Below are 16,185 nucleotides of genomic sequence, written 5' to 3'. Positions count from 1 at the left end.
GCAGCACTGGCAGCGGTGGATCAGGGCCGCTGATTCAATCACGTACGTTGTCATACCGGATATATTGCAGGCTGATGCCACCCCGGGGCACGAGTAGTGTGTACTCGTCTCTTAGCTATTCAAGTGAACCGACTACTTGGATCCGCTACTGCTTTCCGTATTTTTTGTGCACCGCCTGCTTACTCACGCCCAAGCACAGCGCAATCGCTTCCCACGACAAGCCTGATTGCCGGGCGGCCCGCACCAGGGAGGCCTCTGTTCGGCCTACTTCCTTCTGCAGTTCCGCAACGGCGTAAAGTGCCTCAGCCGGGCCCATGCTGTCCATCGATCCCACGAGTGTCTTCATCCGATCCACCTCCATGGCGTCAACCATAGTTGACGCCCTGGAGGTCGTCAACCTTAATTGACGGAAGGGTGCTGATGGATACCTATGACGCGGTCAGCCGAAAGCCTTGTACATGGTCCGCTGGGGGCCCGCATTCCCGCCCAGGTAGCGCCCCGAGTCCACAAATCCCGCTTTCGAGTAGGCTGACAGCCCTGCCGGATTGCGTTCATTGACAGAAAGCACGACGCCGGCCTGCCCGCCACGCAGCCTGGCCGTCAGTCTTCGCGCTTCCTCCACTGCGGCCCGCGCCGCCAAGGTACCAAGGCCGCGCCCTTGGCTTCTTGAGTCGATAAGGAACCCTCTCAACAACCACACCGACTCGTCATCAGGCCAGCCTGCCAGCTGGGCAGCACCGGACTGGAGAGTCAAGACGCCAACAGCAATTCCCCCTGACTCAATAACGTAAGGGAGGCGTGATTCTTCTTCCAGGGAAATCAGCATCATGCGTAAGGGATCCCCAACGAAATCCCGCTGCTTGGCATCCACGGCCAGCTCCGCCACCGCACCAAGCTGAATGGCACGAGCATCGTCGTCGAGCATTTTAAGGGGAATCAGCCAGACATCGCCTCGCTCATGACGATCACCGTCGATAAATAATTCTTCTTCTGGTTCATATTCAAGCATTCCCGGAATCTCCCACGCTTCAGTTGCCGTAGAACACTTTCTCAAAAACGCCCCTGGCACGACGACTGAGCCGCAGGTAGTCCTCTTCGAACTGCCCCGCGTTCCCGGGCGCATATCCGCACCAGCGTGCCACGGCCTCAAGGTCTTTCCTCGACGATGGAAGAAGATCCGAGGCACGTCCCGTGACAATGACGTTTGCGGAGCGGATGCGGCTGGCGAGTCGCCAGGCCTCCCTCAGCAGGGCAGCATCGTCTTCGGCGATGAACTCCAATTTTTCCGCAGCGGCCAGAGCGTCCAGAGTCGACGTTGTCCGCAGCTCCGGGTGCTCTCCAGCGTGCTGGAGTTGCACCAACTGAACCAGCCATTCAACATCACTCAACCCACCCCGGCCAAGCTTGACGTGCCGGGCCGGGTCAGCGCCGCGAGGCAGGCGCTCCGACTCTACCCGGGCCTTAACGCGACGGATCTCCCGGACATCTTGCTCCGCAAGTTGCTCCGGGTAGCGAATGGGGTCAATGAGACGTACAAAGTCGGCCGCAAGCTCATCCGAGCCGGCCATCGGACGGGCGCGCAGAAGAGCCTGCGCCTCCCAAATCAGCGACCACCGCCGATAGTACTCCGCATACGACTCCAGCGACCGCACCATGGCACCGTTTTTGCCCTCCGGTCGGAGGTCGGCGTCCACCATGAGCACTCGTTCGGCCATGATCGCCGGCTTGAGGGGCTGGGTGAGGAAGCTGGAAACCTTGGCGACTATCGCCGTCGCCTGCTCTTGGGCTTCAGCGTCGGTGAAGCCGGAACGGGCACGGTGCACGTAGATGACGTCCGCGTCCGAGCCGTAGCCGATCTCGCGGCCGCCCTGCCGTCCCATTGCCACCACCAGCACATCGGTTTTCAATGGCCCCGACGCTGCCACCACGGACTCCGCTACGTGCAGCGCCCCGAGAACCGCTGCCCGGTCCGTCTCGGCCAGAGCCAGTCCGACGGCATCCTGGTCCAGCAGTCCGGAGCTATCCGCGATTGCGGTGCGCAGGATCTCACGACGCCGGATCAGCCTGATGAGCCTCATGGCACTCTCGGGATCTGCATGGCGCGAAAGCTTGGACCGAATTTCCTGCCACTGGGCTTCAAAGGGGACAGGCCTCAGGTCCTTGTCGCTGCCCAACCACGCAACGGACTCCGGAGAGACTTCCAATAGGTCCGAAATCAACCGGGAATTAGCCAGCACCTGGCAAAGTCGCTCGGCTGCCGCTTGGGAGTCCCGGAGCAGCCCCAGATACCAGTGAGTGGTTCCGAGGGCTTCGCTGACCCTGCGGAAGGCAAGCAGTCCGGCGTCGGGATCAACGCCCTCGGCGAGCCACCCCAGGAGAATCGGCAGGAGCTGCCTCTGCAGTGCGGCTCGTCGGCTGACGCCCGCAGTGAGCGCTTCGATATGCCGCATGGCGCCTTGGGGATCCAGATAACCAAGCGCGGCGAGGCGACCCTGGGCGGCCTCCGGGCTGAGCTTGGCGTCTTCGCTGCTCAGTTTCGCAGCAGTGTTGAGGAGGGGCCGGTAGAAGATCCGCTCGTGCAGTTCCCGAACAGCCTTCTTGGTCTTCTGCCAGGTTGCCATCAACTGGTCAGGATGCGGTCGCTCCAGGGCGAACGGACCCAGGACAGCCTTGGCGAGAAAGCGCTGGGCGTCCTCGGTCGCAGGCATGAGGTGGGTCCGACGCAACTGGAAAAGCTGAATTCTGTGTTCCAACAGGCGCAGGTAGCGGTAGGCGTTGTCGAAAGCCGCTGCGTCCGTGCGGCCGATATAGCCGCCGGCAGACAGCGCTGCGATTGCCGACGTCGTGTCCCTGCATCGGAGTGACTCGTCAGACTTTCCATGCACCAATTGCAGCAACTGCACCGTGAATTCAACATCGCGGAGCCCGCCGCGCCCCAGCTTGATTTGGCGCTGTTCCTCGGCGGCCGGGATGTAGTCGGTCACCCTGCGGCGCATGGCCTGGACCGACTCCACAAAACCTTCGCGTCCCGCGGATGCCCAGACAAGCGGTTCCACGGCCTTCTCGTAGCGCTGGCCCAGTTCCCGGTCGCCGGCAATGGTCCGTGCCTTCAGCAGTGCTTGGAATTCCCAGCTTTCGGCCCACCGGGCGTAATAGCTCAAATGTGAGGGGAGGGTACGAACCAAGGGGCCGGATTTACCCTCGGGACGGAGATTGGCATCAACTTCCCACAAACCCGGTTCTGGCGCGGACGAAGAGATCGCCCTGGAGATACCGGAGGCCAAAGCTGTGCCAATGGTGGAGGCGCGGGCGTCGTCCAACTCCCCCGCTTCGATGACATAGATGACATCGACGTCGGAAATATAGTTCAGCTCCCGGGCGCCACACTTCCCCATACCAATGACGGCAAGCCCGACATCGGCGATCTCCGCGGCGTCGAAGTGGGCTGCCGCTTCGGCCCGGGAGACCGCCAGGGCGGCCTCAATGGCCGCACCGGCGAGATCTGCCAACTCGGCGCCGACTGCAGGCATAAAGTCTGTTGGTGATGCCGCGCAGATGTCCTTGATGGCGAGCTCCGTCAAACCCCGACGGTAGGCGCTCCGCAAGGCCGCGTAGGCCGGCAGGCCCGTGATTCCTGCCACTGGGCGCTGCGCACCCGGTTCGGCTTTCACAGAGCGAAGCAGCAATGCCCGCAGGTCTTCGTTGGAAGCTTGGAGCGGCTCCGGACTGACCCGGACATTGAAGACATCCAGATGCTCCGGACGCCGCATGAGGAACTCCCCCAAGGCCTCCGAGGCTCCCAGGAGCCGGTACATGGGCTCGCTGGTGTCCGGGTCAGCCGCGGCCAGCTTCTTCAGCCCCGGGTTCTTCTCAATAAGCCGGACCAGTGACTGGAGAGCCGTGTCCGGGCTGGCCGACAAAGATAGCCCGGCGAACAGGGCGTCGTCGTCGATCCCGTCAAGTTCCGGAGCAGCAAGGAACCGTTCGCCCTTTTCGAGGTCACTGAATCCGGCTGAGATGAGCCGACGCGCAAGGCTCATGGGCCCGGCCTAGAGAATGCCGAGATTGCGCTGCAACTCATACGGGGTGACCTGGAGGCGGTAGTCCTGCCACTCTGCACGCTTGTTGCGCAGGAAGTGCTCGAACACCTGCTCCCCCAGGATCTGGGCTACCAGCTCGGATTCCTCCATGGCACGGATGGCATCGTGGAGGCTTGCCGGCAACGGCGCATGTCCCATCGCCCTGCGCTCCGCAGTGGTCAACGACCATACGTCGTCTTCGGCGGCGGCAGGAAGTTCGTAGCCTTCCTCGATGCCCTTCAAGCCGGCACCAAGCAGCACGGCGTAGGCCAGGTAGGGGTTGGTTGCGCTGTCAATGCCCCGGTACTCGATGCGCGCCGACTGGCCCTTGCCGGGCTTGTACAGCGGGACCCGGACCAAAGCTGAGCGGTTGTTGTGGCCCCAGCTCAAGTAGCTCGGGGCCTCGCCACCGCCCCAGAGGCGCTTGTAGGAGTTGACGAACTGGTTGGTGACGGCAGTGAACTCAGGAGCGTGCTTGAGGATTCCGGCAATGAACTGCCGCGCCGTCTTGGACAGCTGGAACTCGGCTCCGGCTTCGAAGAAGGCGTTGGTATCACCTTCGAAGAGCGAGAAGTGGGTATGCATGCCCGAACCGGGGTGGTCCGTGAACGGCTTGGGCATGAACGTCGCGTAAGTGCCCTGCTGGAGGGCAACTTCCTTGATGACCGTGCGGAACGTCATGATGTTATCCGCGGTTTGAAGGGCATCCGCATAACGGAGGTCAATCTCGTTTTGGCCCGGACCGCCCTCGTGATGGCTGAACTCCACCGAGATGCCGACGGATTCGAGCATGGTCACGGCGGTTCGGCGGAAGTCCTGCGCTACGCCGCCCGGTACGTGGTCAAAGTAACCGCCCTCGTCCACAGGAACCGGAGCGCCGTCCGGGCCCAGGTCCTTGGACTTCAGCAGGTAGAACTCGATCTCAGGGTGGGTGTAGCAGGTGAAGCCCATATCAGCAGCCTTCGCAAGCGTCCTCTTGAGCACGTTGCGGGGGTCCGCGGCAGACGGTTCGCCATCCGGAGTGAGGACGTCACAGAACATGCGGGACGTCTGCTCCGTCTCACCACGCCATGGCAGGATCTGGAAGGTGGAGGGGTCCGGCTGCGCGAGCATGTCCGACTCAAACACACGGGCAAGGCCCTCGATGGCTGAGCCGTCAAAGCCAAGGCCCTCTTCAAAGGCGCCCTCAACTTCGGCAGGCGCAAGCGCTACCGATTTGAGGGAACCCACTACGTCGGTGAACCACAAGCGTACGAAGCGCACGTCACGCTCTTCGATCGTCCGCAGAACGAACTCTTGCTGGCGGTCCATAGGGCCTCTTTTCCGATTCAGTGTCCATGCCGCTGGTTTCAATGGATAGAAGCCACGACAGCTCAGCCTTCACTCTACTAAGAGTTCCGTGCTAATGCCGCAGCAGTAGCTGCGCGTAACACAGCGTTTACATAAGGTGACGCCGGACACCCTGGTGGCAGCCGCCGTCGGCACCGCTTAGGCTCTATCCATGGCCCCGAGCAACCTTCCTGATTCCAGCACGCCCACCGAAGTTCCCGCACCATACGGCAGCGGCCCCGCGGCCGCGGGCCAAGCACAACCGGCGGCAGGCAGGAAGCCCATCAGCCGGGTCCGGATACACCACCTGCAGCAGGCCAAGGAAAACGGCGAGCACTTCGCGATGCTGACGGCATATGAGCAGTACACCGCCGAGATCTTTGACAAGGCGGGAATCGAAGTCCTCCTGGTGGGCGACTCCGCCTCCAACAACGTGTTCGGCAACGAGACGAGCCTTCCTGTCACCGTGGATGAGCTCCTTCCCCTGACGCGGGCAGTCAGCAGGGCCGCCAAGCGGGCGCTGATCGTGGCGGACCTGCCGTTCGGGAGCTATGAAGTTTCTCCCGGTCAGGCAGTCGCCACCGGCGTCCGATTCCTCAAGGAGGGACTGGCGCACGCCGTCAAGATCGAAGGAACCGCATATTACGCCGACACCGTCAAAGCCATGGTGCAGGCAGGCATCCCCGTCATGGCCCACATCGGATTTACCCCGCAAAGCGAACATTCCCTTGGCGGATACCGCGTGCAAGGCCGCGGCGATGACGCTCAACGGCTCGTGGACGACGCCGTAGCCCTGCAGGAAGCGGGCGCCTTCAGTGTCCTCATGGAAATGGTGCCCGCCGAGACCGCGGCCGTCGTCGACGCCGCCTTGCGGGTCCCGACCGTCGGTATCGGTGCTGGCAAGAGCACCACGGGACAAGTCCTTGTCTGGCAGGACATGGCAGGCTTGCGTGGCGGCAAAATGGCCAAATTCGTCAAGCAATACGCAGATCTTCGCACCACGCTGAGTGATGCAGCCGCCGCGTACGGGGAGGATGTCCGGTCCGGCCAGTTCCCCGGACCGGAACACTCCTTCTAAGCAACCATCTGGCTAATCGTCGTCCTGGGCATCCCAAGCGTCATTTCGCGCCTTGACCTTTTCCAAGGCGTGCTCGGCTTCTTCCCTGGTCTTATAGGGGCCAATGAGCTGGGTCCAATCGGACAACGCGTCCTCTTCGATCTCGTGCGTCTTGACGTTGTACCAGTACTCCGTCACGTCTCCTCCTCAGTCTTCGGGCCCTTCGACGCGTAACGTTGGCGGGGTCACAGGAACCCGGCCACGCTTTGTTACTTACGTCTCTTGTGTGCCTTATATGATCAATCTATGCCTTCTCTTGCTTCGACTGCACCCATTGGCGCCCTCACCCCGGGAACCATCAGCCCTGAACGACCCGTCCCGGCGTCGATTCCCAGGCCCGAGTATGTCGGCAAGAAGGCACCCGCCAAGTTCACGGGCTCCGAGGTGAAGTCAGCGGAGACCATCGAGAAGATCCGTATTGCCGGAAAGATCGCTGCGCAAGCGATCGTCGAGGTCGGCAAGCATATCCAGCCGGGCGTCACCACGGACCATCTGGACAAGGTAGGGCACGAGTTCCTTCTGGACCACAACGCGTACCCGTCCACCCTGGGCTACCGCGGCTTTCCCAAGTCCCTGTGTTCCTCCCTCAACGAGGTCATTTGCCACGGGATCCCGGACTCAACCGTGGTGCAGGATGGCGACATCGTGAACATTGACATCACTGCCTTCATCAACGGCGTGCATGGGGATACCAACTACACTTTCCTGGTTGGCGACGTGGACGAAGAATCCCGTCTGCTGGTTGAGCGTACGCAGGAGTCGCTCAACCGGGCCATCAAGGCCGTGGCTCCTGGCCGCGAAATCAACGTAATCGGCCGTGCCATCCAGTCCTACGCAAAACGCTTCGGCTATGGCGTAGTTCGGGATTTCACCGGCCACGGCGTGGGCGAGGCTTTTCACACCGGCCTCATCATTCCGCATTACGACGCAGCCCCGGCGTACAACACCGTGATCGAGGCAGGCATGGTCTTCACCATCGAACCCATGTTGACCCTCGGCACCATCGAATGGGATATGTGGGCCGACGACTGGACGGTCGTCACCAAGGACCGCAAACGCACGGCCCAATTCGAACACACCCTGCTGGTCACCGAGACCGGCGCGGAAATCCTTACCCTTCCCTGAGCTCTTCGGAAGGTCCACGCAGCCCGGGCGGCTGCGCTATGCCCATCCCCTCCTGCCATGATCGGAAATGCATTGTCCAAGAAGGATGAGAAGACCCACAAGAACGCCCCGTTGATCGGTATCGACATCGGTGGCACCGGCATCAAGGGCGGCATCGTCGACCTGAAGAAGGGCAAGCTGATCGGTGACCGCTTCCGCGTGCCCACTCCCCAGCCTGCAACTCCGGAGGCTGTCGCTGAGGTTGTCGCCCAGATTGTTGACGAACTGTCCAACCGCCCGGACGCGCCGGCGGCAGATTCGCCAGTGGGTGTTACGTTCCCGGGCATCATCCAGCATGGTGTGGTCCACTCAGCGGCCAACGTTGACAAGACCTGGCTCGGCGCTGACATCGACAAGAAGTTCACCGCACGGCTGGGGCGTCCCGTTGAAGTCATTAACGACGCTGACGCTGCCGGTCTCGCCGAAGCACGCTACGGCGCTGGCGAGGGCGTCGACGGCACGGTGCTGGTCATCACCCTGGGTACGGGGATCGGATCGGCATTTATCTTCAACGGCCAGCTGGTCCCCAACGCCGAGCTGGGCCATCTTGAGGTGGACGGGCACGACGCCGAGACCAAGGCCTCCGCGGTTGCGCGCGAACGCGACGGCCTGAGCTGGGACGAGTACGGGGTCCTGCTCAACCGCTACTTCCAGCATGTGGAGTTCTTGTTCTCTCCCGAGCTGTTCATTGTGGGTGGCGGCATTTCCAAACGCTCCGACGAGTACTTCCCGCACCTTGAGCTGCGAACCAAAATCGTCACGGCAAAGTTGAAGAACGACGCCGGCATTGTGGGCGCGGCACTCGAGGTTGCCTTGCACCACAAGCTTGCGAAGTAGTCACGGCATGACAGAGGCCAAAATCGCCGCTCAGCACGGTGACCCGGGAGTCGCGATCGTCACCGGCGCCAGTCGAGGAATCGGAGCCGCTGTGGCACTGGCCACGGCGGCTGCCGGGTATCAGGTGATGGTCAACTACTCCGAAGACGCTGAAGGGGCACGGATCGTGGTCAAAGACATCCTCGCCCAAGGCGGCGAGGCGCGCGCCGTGCAGGCCGATGTCAGCCAACCGGCCGACGTCGGGCGCCTATTCGACGAAGCCGCTGCTTGGGGCCCTTTGACCGCCGTCATCAACAACGCCGCGATCACGGGGAACCTGATCGGTCCCCTCGCGGAAGTGCCGGCGGAAACGGTTCAACGGGTTGTTGATGTCAACGTGGCCGGAATGATTTTCATGTGCCAGGAAGCAGTCCGTAGACTCTCGACGGACAACGGCGGCAGCGGCGGCTCCATCGTCAACATCTCCTCTACAGCCACAAAGGCAGGCTCTCCCGGAACCTGGGTCCACTACGCGGCCACGAAGGGGGCAGTGGATGTTTTGACTGTGGGCCTTGCCGCCGAAGTAGCCAAGCTGGGTATCCGCGTCAACGCGGTTGCCCCTGGTAGCACCAATACCGGCCTCCACGCAGCGGCTGGAATGCCGGACCGGGTGGAGAGGCTCAACCCAACCATTCCTATGGGCCGCGGAGCGGAGCCTGAGGAAGTGGCTGCCGCGGTGATGTGGCTGATGTCGGACGAGGCCGGCTACATCACCGGAGCAGTGCTCCCCGTGTCCGGGGGACGCTGATCCCTTTCCAGGATTAATGTCTGGTCCGGATTAATGTCTGGTCCGGATTGATGCCGGTGGCGGCTGCGGCTTCCCCTCCGCTGCCGCCACCGGAGCTACAGTTGGCTCTTTTCCGAGCCCGTGACTTCTTTGCCGCCGGCCTTGGCCGTTTCTGCCTCATGGCGTAGGAGCGAGATGGCTGACTCGAAGTCTTCCAGGGACTCGAACGCCTGATACACACTGGCAAAGCGAAGGTATGCCACTTCGTCAAGTTTCCGGAGCGGGCCCAAAATGGCCAGGCCTACCTCATGGGCATCGATCTCCGCTGCGCCCGAGGAACGAATATTCTCCTCGACTTCCTGGGCGAGCATTGCAAGATCGTCTTCCGTTACCGGACGTCCCTGGCATGCCTTGCGGACTCCGCTGATGACCTTGATGCGGCTGAATGGTTCGCCGACGCCGGACCTCTTGATTACGGACAGGCTGGTGGTTTCCACGGTGGTGAAGCGACGTCCACATTCCGGGCACTGGCGGCGGCGGCGGATGGAGGAGCCGTCGTCGGCCATTCGGCTGTCCACGACGCGGGAGTCGGGATTCCGGCAGAACGGACAATACACGCTGGGCCTCCCCTGACAGCTCCGGCACGGAATTCGTAGGCGGCAGGACGCCGGATACGCAAAGGTGCCGGAAGATTCACTTCCGGCACCAGTTTACGGGCCGCCACACGGTAATGACAAGCGTGTAATTACTACATGTAGTGGTGGCCACCCTTATATGTAGTGGTTAATGTCTTATGCGAAGCGAATTCGGACAGCATCTCCGTGGCCCGGAAGGTCCTCTGCACCCGCCAGGCTCACAATGTGACCACTGACTTGCTCCAGGGCAGAGCGGTCATAGTTGATGACTTGGACCGCGCGGAGGAACGTGGTGACGTTGAGACCGGACGAGAAAGCGGCCGTCCCGCTGGTGGGCAGCACGTGGTTGGAACCTGCGCAGTAGTCCCCCAGGCTTACCGGGCTGAAGTCGCCCACGAAGATGGCTCCCGCGTTACGAATCCGCGATGCAACCGTGGCGGCGTCCGCTGTCATGATTTCCAGGTGTTCAGCGGCGTAGGCGTTGCAAACGGCGATCCCCTGCTCAAGATCATCCACCAGCACCACACCGGACTGTGGTCCGGACAGCGCTTCAAGAACGCGGGCACTGTGCTTTGTGGCGGCGGCCTGCTGCGCAAGTTCAAGCACGACGGCGTCAGCCAGCTCGGCGGAGTCCGTCACCAGGACGGAAGCTGCTTTGGGATCGTGCTCCGCTTGGCTTATGAGGTCGGCGGCCACCAAGGGGGCCTGCGCCGTGGAGTCGGCAAGGATGGCGATCTCCGTGGTGCCGGCCTCGGAATCTATGCCCACCACACCCTTGACGAGGCGCTTGGCTGTGGCCACGAAAATGTTGCCCGGCCCCGTGACCACGTCTACAGGCTCAATGGGCAGTTCATCACCGGTTCCCGGGATACCGTAAGCAAACGAAACAATGGCCTGTGCACCACCGATGGCATACACCTCGTCAATGCCCAGCAGTTTCGCTGCGGCCAGGATGGTGGGGTGCGGGAGGCCGCCGAAGTCTTTCTGAGGCGGGGAGGCCAGTGCAATGGACTCGACGCCGGCGGCAACTGCGGGGACCACGTTCATGATGACTGATGACGCCAAGGGGGCGAGTCCACCGGGAACGTACAGCCCAACTCGCCCCACAGGAATCCAGTTTTGGCTGACAACGGCGCCGTCGCCAAGTTGTACATCTACATTGACAGGGCGCTGCTGGTCAGCAAACTGACGGGCGCGGTTGATGGACTCCTCCAAGGCCGAGCGGACCTTTGGGTCGAGTTCGGTCAGCGCTTGGGTGAGTGCCTCTGCCGGGACTCTGGGGTGCGACTGTTCCACGCCGTCGAATTTCCTGGCGAGTTCGCCGAGGGCGGCAAAGCCACGGGTACGGACGTCGGCAATGATGTCCAGGACCTTCTGTTCCGCGTCCGCCATCGTCTGATGCTGCGCCCGTGGCACAGCTGCGCGCAGTTCCGCCAAGGAAAGGCGGCGGCCCCGGAAATCGATGCTCCGGAAATTGAGGGCGTCAGTGGAGAGGGCAGAGGTATCCGAGGAAGTGGTCACTCCGCTATTTTACGGGCTTCTTCGACAGAACCCCGAACAGCGCCAGGACGAACGTGATAAACGCGATGGCAGCGGGCCACAGGACCAGCACGGCGTAGGAGCGCAGGGTAAAGCCAAACCCGGGGCCAAGTGCCGGATCCGGGGCTGGCCCCAGCAACTGGGCGGCAAGCAGCCCCACCAACCACGCGATAACCGCACCCAAAGCACCCCCAATGAGGGCGAAGGCCAAGCGCCGCGCGGCACCATCGCCCTGAAGCTTTCCGTCCAGCATGACGCCAGTGAGGCACCCGGCCAGCAGCATCAGAGCTGCGAGAACCAAGTCCCGCGGAAGCCAGGAATCAGGATTGGCCGCATTCGCCAAGTCCGGATTGCCCGACACCAGGTTCAGCCCACCCGGAGCAAGGAGCCACCAGAGGAGACCGGCCACCACACCCAAAGCCGAAGGAAGGACCAACCAAAGGACGTCCTTCGAGCGCCGCGGTTTGGAGGCAGAGGGCTGTTCTGCGACGGCAGGGACGTGCACGGTGGAATCGGTCATGCAACTCACATTAACAAAGGTTCACGCCGACCCGACAAAAATGTGGGGCTCGCAGTCCCGGAGGAATACTCTGAAGGAAAGATGCAAGGCCCCGATCCAGGAGAAAAACCGACGTGCCCAGCGAACCATCCGGCTTCGAGCAGACTTTCCGGGAGATGTTCCGTCGGCATGCCGCTGGAGTAGCCATCATCACGGCGAACCTCAACGGAAGCCCCTTCGGCTTCACCGCCACTTCTGTGGCCTCGCTGTCTGCCGAGCCGCCCCGCTTCACCTTCAACATGGCCAGGAGCTCCAGTTCCTGGCCCGCTGTGGCCAACGCGGAGTACATCGGAGTTCACATGCTGGGGCTGGACAACCAGGCACTCGCCAATCGCTTCGCTCGGACCCGCGATCGATTCGAAGGCGACCATTGGGAGCCGGGCCCCCACGACGTGCCTATTCTCAAGGATGTCAGCGGTTGGCTCGTGGGCAGGATCCAGATGCGGCTGTCCTTCGAGAACAACGCTGTGGTAGTGGTCGAGGTCATAGATGGCCAGGTGGGCGAGGACGGCACTCCCCTGCTTTACCACAGCGGCGGATACAGCAAGCCCGCGCCACTCGACTACGAAATCTGACCGAGCCGACGCGAGCCTGCTAGTTATCCAGGCAGGCAGGACCCAACAGGACCTTCAGGTCACCAAAAAGGGAAGGACTGGGGTTGACCCGCATGTGAACGGGCAGGCCCATGACCTCCACCTTCGTGTCACCCATCAGCTTGAGCCGGACTTCCGAATTTCCGCGGTGGGTGCGCAGCACATCACGCAGGTCAGTCACTACTGCCTCGGTGGCTTTGAATGTAGGAATGGTGATCACCACAGGACCATTCACGCTTTCACTGAGGTCCGGAACGGACAGCTCCATGCAGTTCAAAGTGACTGCTCCGTCATCACGGCGCTGCAGGCGGCCCTTGACCACCACGATCAAGTCTTCAGCCAGGACTGACGCGATGGGCCCGTACACCTGGCCAAAAAACATGACTTCCATGGAAGCGCCAAGATCTTCAATTTCCGCCCGGGCGTAGGCGTTGCCGCTGGCCTTGGCGATCCTGCGGCTCAAGGAGGTAATCATGCCCGCAATGGTGACTATTGCGCCGTCGTGAGGTCCATCCTCGGCGATGATCGACGTAATGGACTGCTCAGCGTGCTGGCTGAGAACACCTTCCAACCCCTGCAAGGGATGGTCTGAAACGTAAAGGCCCAACATGTCCCGTTCGAAGGACAGTTTGTCCTTCTTCTCCCATTCAGGGAGGTCCGGGATTTCGGTGGTCAGCGACGCTTCGGGCTCTTGGTCTTCGAAGCCTGCGAAGAGATCGAACTGGCCAATGGCCTCGTTGCGCTTGAGCGTGATGACAGAATCGATGGCTTCTTCATGGATCATCGCCAGCGCACGCCGATGGTGGCCGAGTGAATCGAACGCTCCGGCTTTGATCAGCGATTCGATGGTGCGCTTGTTGCACACCACGGCGGGCACCTTGAGGAGGAAGTCCTTGAAGGACGTGTACTTGCCTTCGGAAGTGCGGGCGGCCACCATTGCATCCACCACATTGACGCCGACATTGCGGATGGCGCCCATGCCGAAGCGGATGTCCGTTCCCACCGGGGTGAAGTTCAGCGAGGATTCGTTGACGTCCGGCGGGAGGACCGTAATGCCCATTCGACGGCACTCGTTGAGGTAGATGGCGGACTTGTCCTTGTCATCACCCACGGACGTCAGCAGGGCGGCCATGTATTCCGGCGCGTAGTGCGCTTTCAAGTAGGCCGTCCAGTAGGAGATCACGCCATACGCTGCCGAGTGGGCCTTGTTAAAGGCGTAGTCGGAGAACGGGAGCAGAATATCCCAGAGCGTCTTCACGGCGGCCATGGAGTAGCCGTTGTCCTGCATTCCTTGGGAGAAGCCGGCGAACTGCTTGTCCAGCTCGGACTTCTTCTTCTTACCCATGGCGCGCCGGAGGATGTCGGCTTGGCCGAGCGAGTAGCCAGCCAGTTTCTGGGCCACGGCCATGACCTGCTCCTGATACACGATCAGGCCGAACGTGCCGCCCAGGATTTCCTTGAGTGGTTCTTCCAGCTCGGGGTGGATGGGAATTACTTCCTGGATCCCGTTCTTGCGCAGGGCGTAGTCGGTGTGGGCGTTGGCGCCCATGGGGCCAGGCCGGTACAGCGCAAGAACAGCGGAGATGTCTTCGAAGTTGTCAGGCTTCATAAGCTTGAGCAGGGAACGCATTGGCCCGCCGTCGAGCTGGAACACACCCAAGGTGTCACCGCGTGCCAAAAGCTCGTAGGACGCAGCGTCGTCGAGTTCCAGGTTTTCCAGATCCAGGTCAACGCCGCGGTTCATCTTGATGTTTTCCAGGGCATCCGAAATGATCGTCAGGTTTCGGAGGCCCAGGAAGTCCATCTTGATCAGGCCGAGGCCTTCGGACGTCGGGTAATCGAACTGGGTGATGACCTGGCCGTCCTGGAAACGGCGCATGATGGGAATCACATCGATGATGGGGTCCGAGGACATGATGACACCGGCGGCGTGAACGCCCCACTGCCGCTTCAGTCCCTCGATGCCCAGCGCCGTCTCGAAAACCTTGGCGGCCTCGGGATCTGTGGCGATCAGCTGGCGGAAATCCCCTGCTTCCCCGTAACGCTTGGATTCCGGGTTCTGAATGTCCGCCAAGGGAATGTCCTTGGCCATGACGGCGGGCGGAAGCGCCTTGGTCAGCGTCTCGCCCATGCTGAACGGGTAGCCAAGCACTCGCGAGGAATCCTTGAGCGCCTGCTTGGTCTTGATGGTTCCGTACGTGACGATCATGGCCACACGCTCGTCGCCGTACTTTTTGGTGACGTAGTCAATCACCTCGGAGCGGCGACGATCATCGAAGTCGACGTCGAAGTCGGGCATGGAAACGCGGTCCGGGTTGAGGAAGCGTTCAAAGATCAGGCCGTGCTGCAGGGGGTCGAGATCGGTGATGCGCATGGCGTACGCCACCATGGAGCCAGCGCCGGATCCACGGCCGGGACCCACACGGATCCCGTTGTTCTTTGCCCAGTTGATGAAGTCGGCAACCACCAGGAAGTACCCGGGGAATCCCATGGACGTAATGACGCCGAGCTCGTAGTCCGCTTGCTTGCGGACCTTATCGGGAATGCCTTGGGGATACCGGTACTTCAGCCCGGCGTCTACTTCCTTGACCAGCCAGGAGGTCTCGTCCTCCCCGGGAGGGCAGGGGAAGCGGGGCATGTAATTGGCGCCGGTGTTGAAGGAAACTTCGCAGCGTTCGGCGATGAGTAGCGTGTTGTCGCAGGCCTCGGGGTGATCGCGGAAAAGCTCCCGCATTTCCTGCGGAGATTTCAGGTAGTAGCCACTGCCCGAGAACGCGAAGCGAGAGCCTCCATTGTCGTAGGTCGGTTCCAGGAGCGTGGAACCTGACTGGATGGCCAACAGGGCTTCGTGGGCCTTGGCATCATGTTCATGCGTGTAGTGGAGGTCGTTGGTGGCCACCAGCGGGAGGTTGAGCTCCTTGGCAAGGCGCAGGAGGTCGCCGGTGACGCGCCGTTCAATGTCCAGCCCGTGATCCATCAGTTCACAGAAGTAGTTCTCCGCTCCAAAAATATCGCGGAACTCCGCTGCGGCTTCCACAGCCTCACGGTAAAGACCGAGCCGCAACTTGGTCTGGACTTCTCCGGAAGGGCAACCCGTGGTGGCGATCAGGCCTTCGGAGTAGGTATTGAGTAGTTCCCGGTCCAACCGCGGCCACTTACCAAAGACGGAGTCCAAGGAAGCGATGGATGAAGCCCGGAACAAGTTCCTCATGCCCACGTTGTTGTAACTCAGGAGGGTCATGTGGGTATACGAGCCACCACCCGAGACGTCGTCCTTGCGTTGGCTTTCATCGCCCCAACGCACGCGCTCCTTGTCTCCGCGGGCGGTACCAGGCGTTACATAGGCTTCGACGCCGATGATCGGCTTGATGCCCTTGTCCGTGGCCTTGCGCCAAAAGTCGAAAGCGCCGAACAAATATCCATGGTCCGTGGTGGCCAGGGCGGGCATCCCCAGCCGTTCGGTTTCATCGAACAACTCACCGAGCCGGGCAGCTCCATCCAGCATGGAGTATTCGGTGTGGGTGTGCAGATGGACGAACGAATCATTGCTGGAAGTCACCACGACAG

14 protein-coding genes are annotated in these 16,185 nt (G+C 61.7%); 5 read left to right on the top strand and 9 right to left on the bottom strand.

All coding sequences use genetic code 11. The features are described from left to right. Positions 1-145: 145 nt before the first annotated feature. The 4 genes from RIF72_RS08275 to glnA all read right to left on the bottom strand — a co-directional run bounded on the left by RIF72_RS08275 (position 146) and on the right by glnA (position 5,390). Entirely contained in the window at positions 146-361 is a 216-nt protein-coding gene (locus RIF72_RS08275) for a transcriptional regulator (RefSeq protein ID WP_091467641.1), read from the bottom strand. A gap of 78 nt (positions 362-439) precedes the next feature. Next, positions 440-1,009 (bottom strand): GNAT family N-acetyltransferase, encoded by a 570-nt coding sequence (locus tag RIF72_RS08270; protein WP_309074349.1) that lies wholly within the window; start codon positions 1,007-1,009, stop codon positions 440-442. A 19-nt stretch (positions 1,010-1,028) separates the two neighbouring features. Beyond that, positions 1,029-4,040, bottom strand: coding sequence for a bifunctional [glutamine synthetase] adenylyltransferase/[glutamine synthetase]-adenylyl-L-tyrosine phosphorylase (locus tag RIF72_RS08265; protein ID WP_309074348.1), 3,012 nt, complete (start codon positions 4,038-4,040; stop codon positions 1,029-1,031). A gap of 9 nt (positions 4,041-4,049) precedes the next feature. Next, on the bottom strand, positions 4,050-5,390 hold the full coding sequence (gene glnA / locus RIF72_RS08260; protein WP_309074347.1) for a type I glutamate--ammonia ligase: 1,341 nt from the start codon (positions 5,388-5,390) through the stop codon (positions 4,050-4,052). Positions 5,391-5,580: 190 nt separating this feature from the next. On the opposite strand from glnA, the gene panB reads away from it, so the two are divergent. Further along, a complete protein-coding gene (gene panB, locus RIF72_RS08255; protein ID WP_309074346.1) occupies positions 5,581-6,486 on the top strand; it encodes a 3-methyl-2-oxobutanoate hydroxymethyltransferase in 906 nt (301 codons plus the stop codon). A gap of 12 nt (positions 6,487-6,498) precedes the next feature. Here panB and RIF72_RS08250 read toward each other — a convergent pair whose 3' ends face one another. Beyond that, positions 6,499-6,663: an SPOR domain-containing protein gene (locus tag RIF72_RS08250; protein ID WP_017200863.1), complete on the bottom strand. Its 165-nt coding sequence runs from the start codon at positions 6,661-6,663 to the stop codon at positions 6,499-6,501. A 108-nt stretch (positions 6,664-6,771) separates the two neighbouring features. On the opposite strand from RIF72_RS08250, the gene map reads away from it, so the two are divergent. The 3 genes from map to RIF72_RS08235 all read left to right on the top strand — a co-directional run bounded on the left by map (position 6,772) and on the right by RIF72_RS08235 (position 9,313). Then, positions 6,772-7,650, top strand: coding sequence for a type I methionyl aminopeptidase (gene map / locus RIF72_RS08245; protein WP_309074345.1), 879 nt, complete (start codon positions 6,772-6,774; stop codon positions 7,648-7,650). A gap of 72 nt (positions 7,651-7,722) precedes the next feature. Further along, on the top strand, positions 7,723-8,526 hold the full coding sequence (ppgK, locus tag RIF72_RS08240) for a polyphosphate--glucose phosphotransferase (protein ID WP_309074392.1): 804 nt from the start codon (positions 7,723-7,725) through the stop codon (positions 8,524-8,526). 7 nt (positions 8,527-8,533) lie between these two features. Beyond that, positions 8,534-9,313, top strand: a complete 780-nt coding sequence (locus RIF72_RS08235; protein ID WP_309074344.1) for an SDR family oxidoreductase — start codon at positions 8,534-8,536, stop codon at positions 9,311-9,313. A gap of 95 nt (positions 9,314-9,408) precedes the next feature. Here RIF72_RS08235 and nrdR read toward each other — a convergent pair whose 3' ends face one another. From nrdR to RIF72_RS08220, 3 genes are all read right to left on the bottom strand, one after another. Further along, on the bottom strand, positions 9,409-9,909 hold the full coding sequence (gene nrdR, locus RIF72_RS08230; RefSeq protein ID WP_309074343.1) for a transcriptional regulator NrdR: 501 nt from the start codon (positions 9,907-9,909) through the stop codon (positions 9,409-9,411). Between the two features lie 174 nt (positions 9,910-10,083). Next, a complete protein-coding gene (gene hisD / locus RIF72_RS08225) occupies positions 10,084-11,448 on the bottom strand; it encodes a histidinol dehydrogenase (protein WP_309074342.1) in 1,365 nt (454 codons plus the stop codon). Between the two features lie 4 nt (positions 11,449-11,452). Further along, complete coding sequence (locus tag RIF72_RS08220) at positions 11,453-11,986, bottom strand: hypothetical protein (protein WP_309074341.1); 534 nt, start codon at positions 11,984-11,986, stop codon at positions 11,453-11,455. A gap of 113 nt (positions 11,987-12,099) precedes the next feature. On the opposite strand from RIF72_RS08220, the gene RIF72_RS08215 reads away from it, so the two are divergent. Continuing rightward, complete coding sequence (locus RIF72_RS08215; protein ID WP_309074340.1) at positions 12,100-12,600, top strand: flavin reductase family protein; 501 nt, start codon at positions 12,100-12,102, stop codon at positions 12,598-12,600. A gap of 19 nt (positions 12,601-12,619) precedes the next feature. On the opposite strand, the gene dnaE is transcribed toward RIF72_RS08215, so the two are convergent. Beyond that, complete coding sequence (gene dnaE, locus RIF72_RS08210; RefSeq protein ID WP_309074339.1) at positions 12,620-16,177, bottom strand: DNA polymerase III subunit alpha; 3,558 nt, start codon at positions 16,175-16,177, stop codon at positions 12,620-12,622. Positions 16,178-16,185 lie beyond the last annotated feature (8 nt).

The organism is Paenarthrobacter sp., assembly GCF_031180005.1.
Taxonomy (GTDB): domain Bacteria; phylum Actinomycetota; class Actinomycetes; order Actinomycetales; family Micrococcaceae; genus Arthrobacter.
The sequence above is the reverse complement of the archived record's forward strand: the minus strand, read 5'-3'. Positions and strand labels throughout refer to the sequence as shown.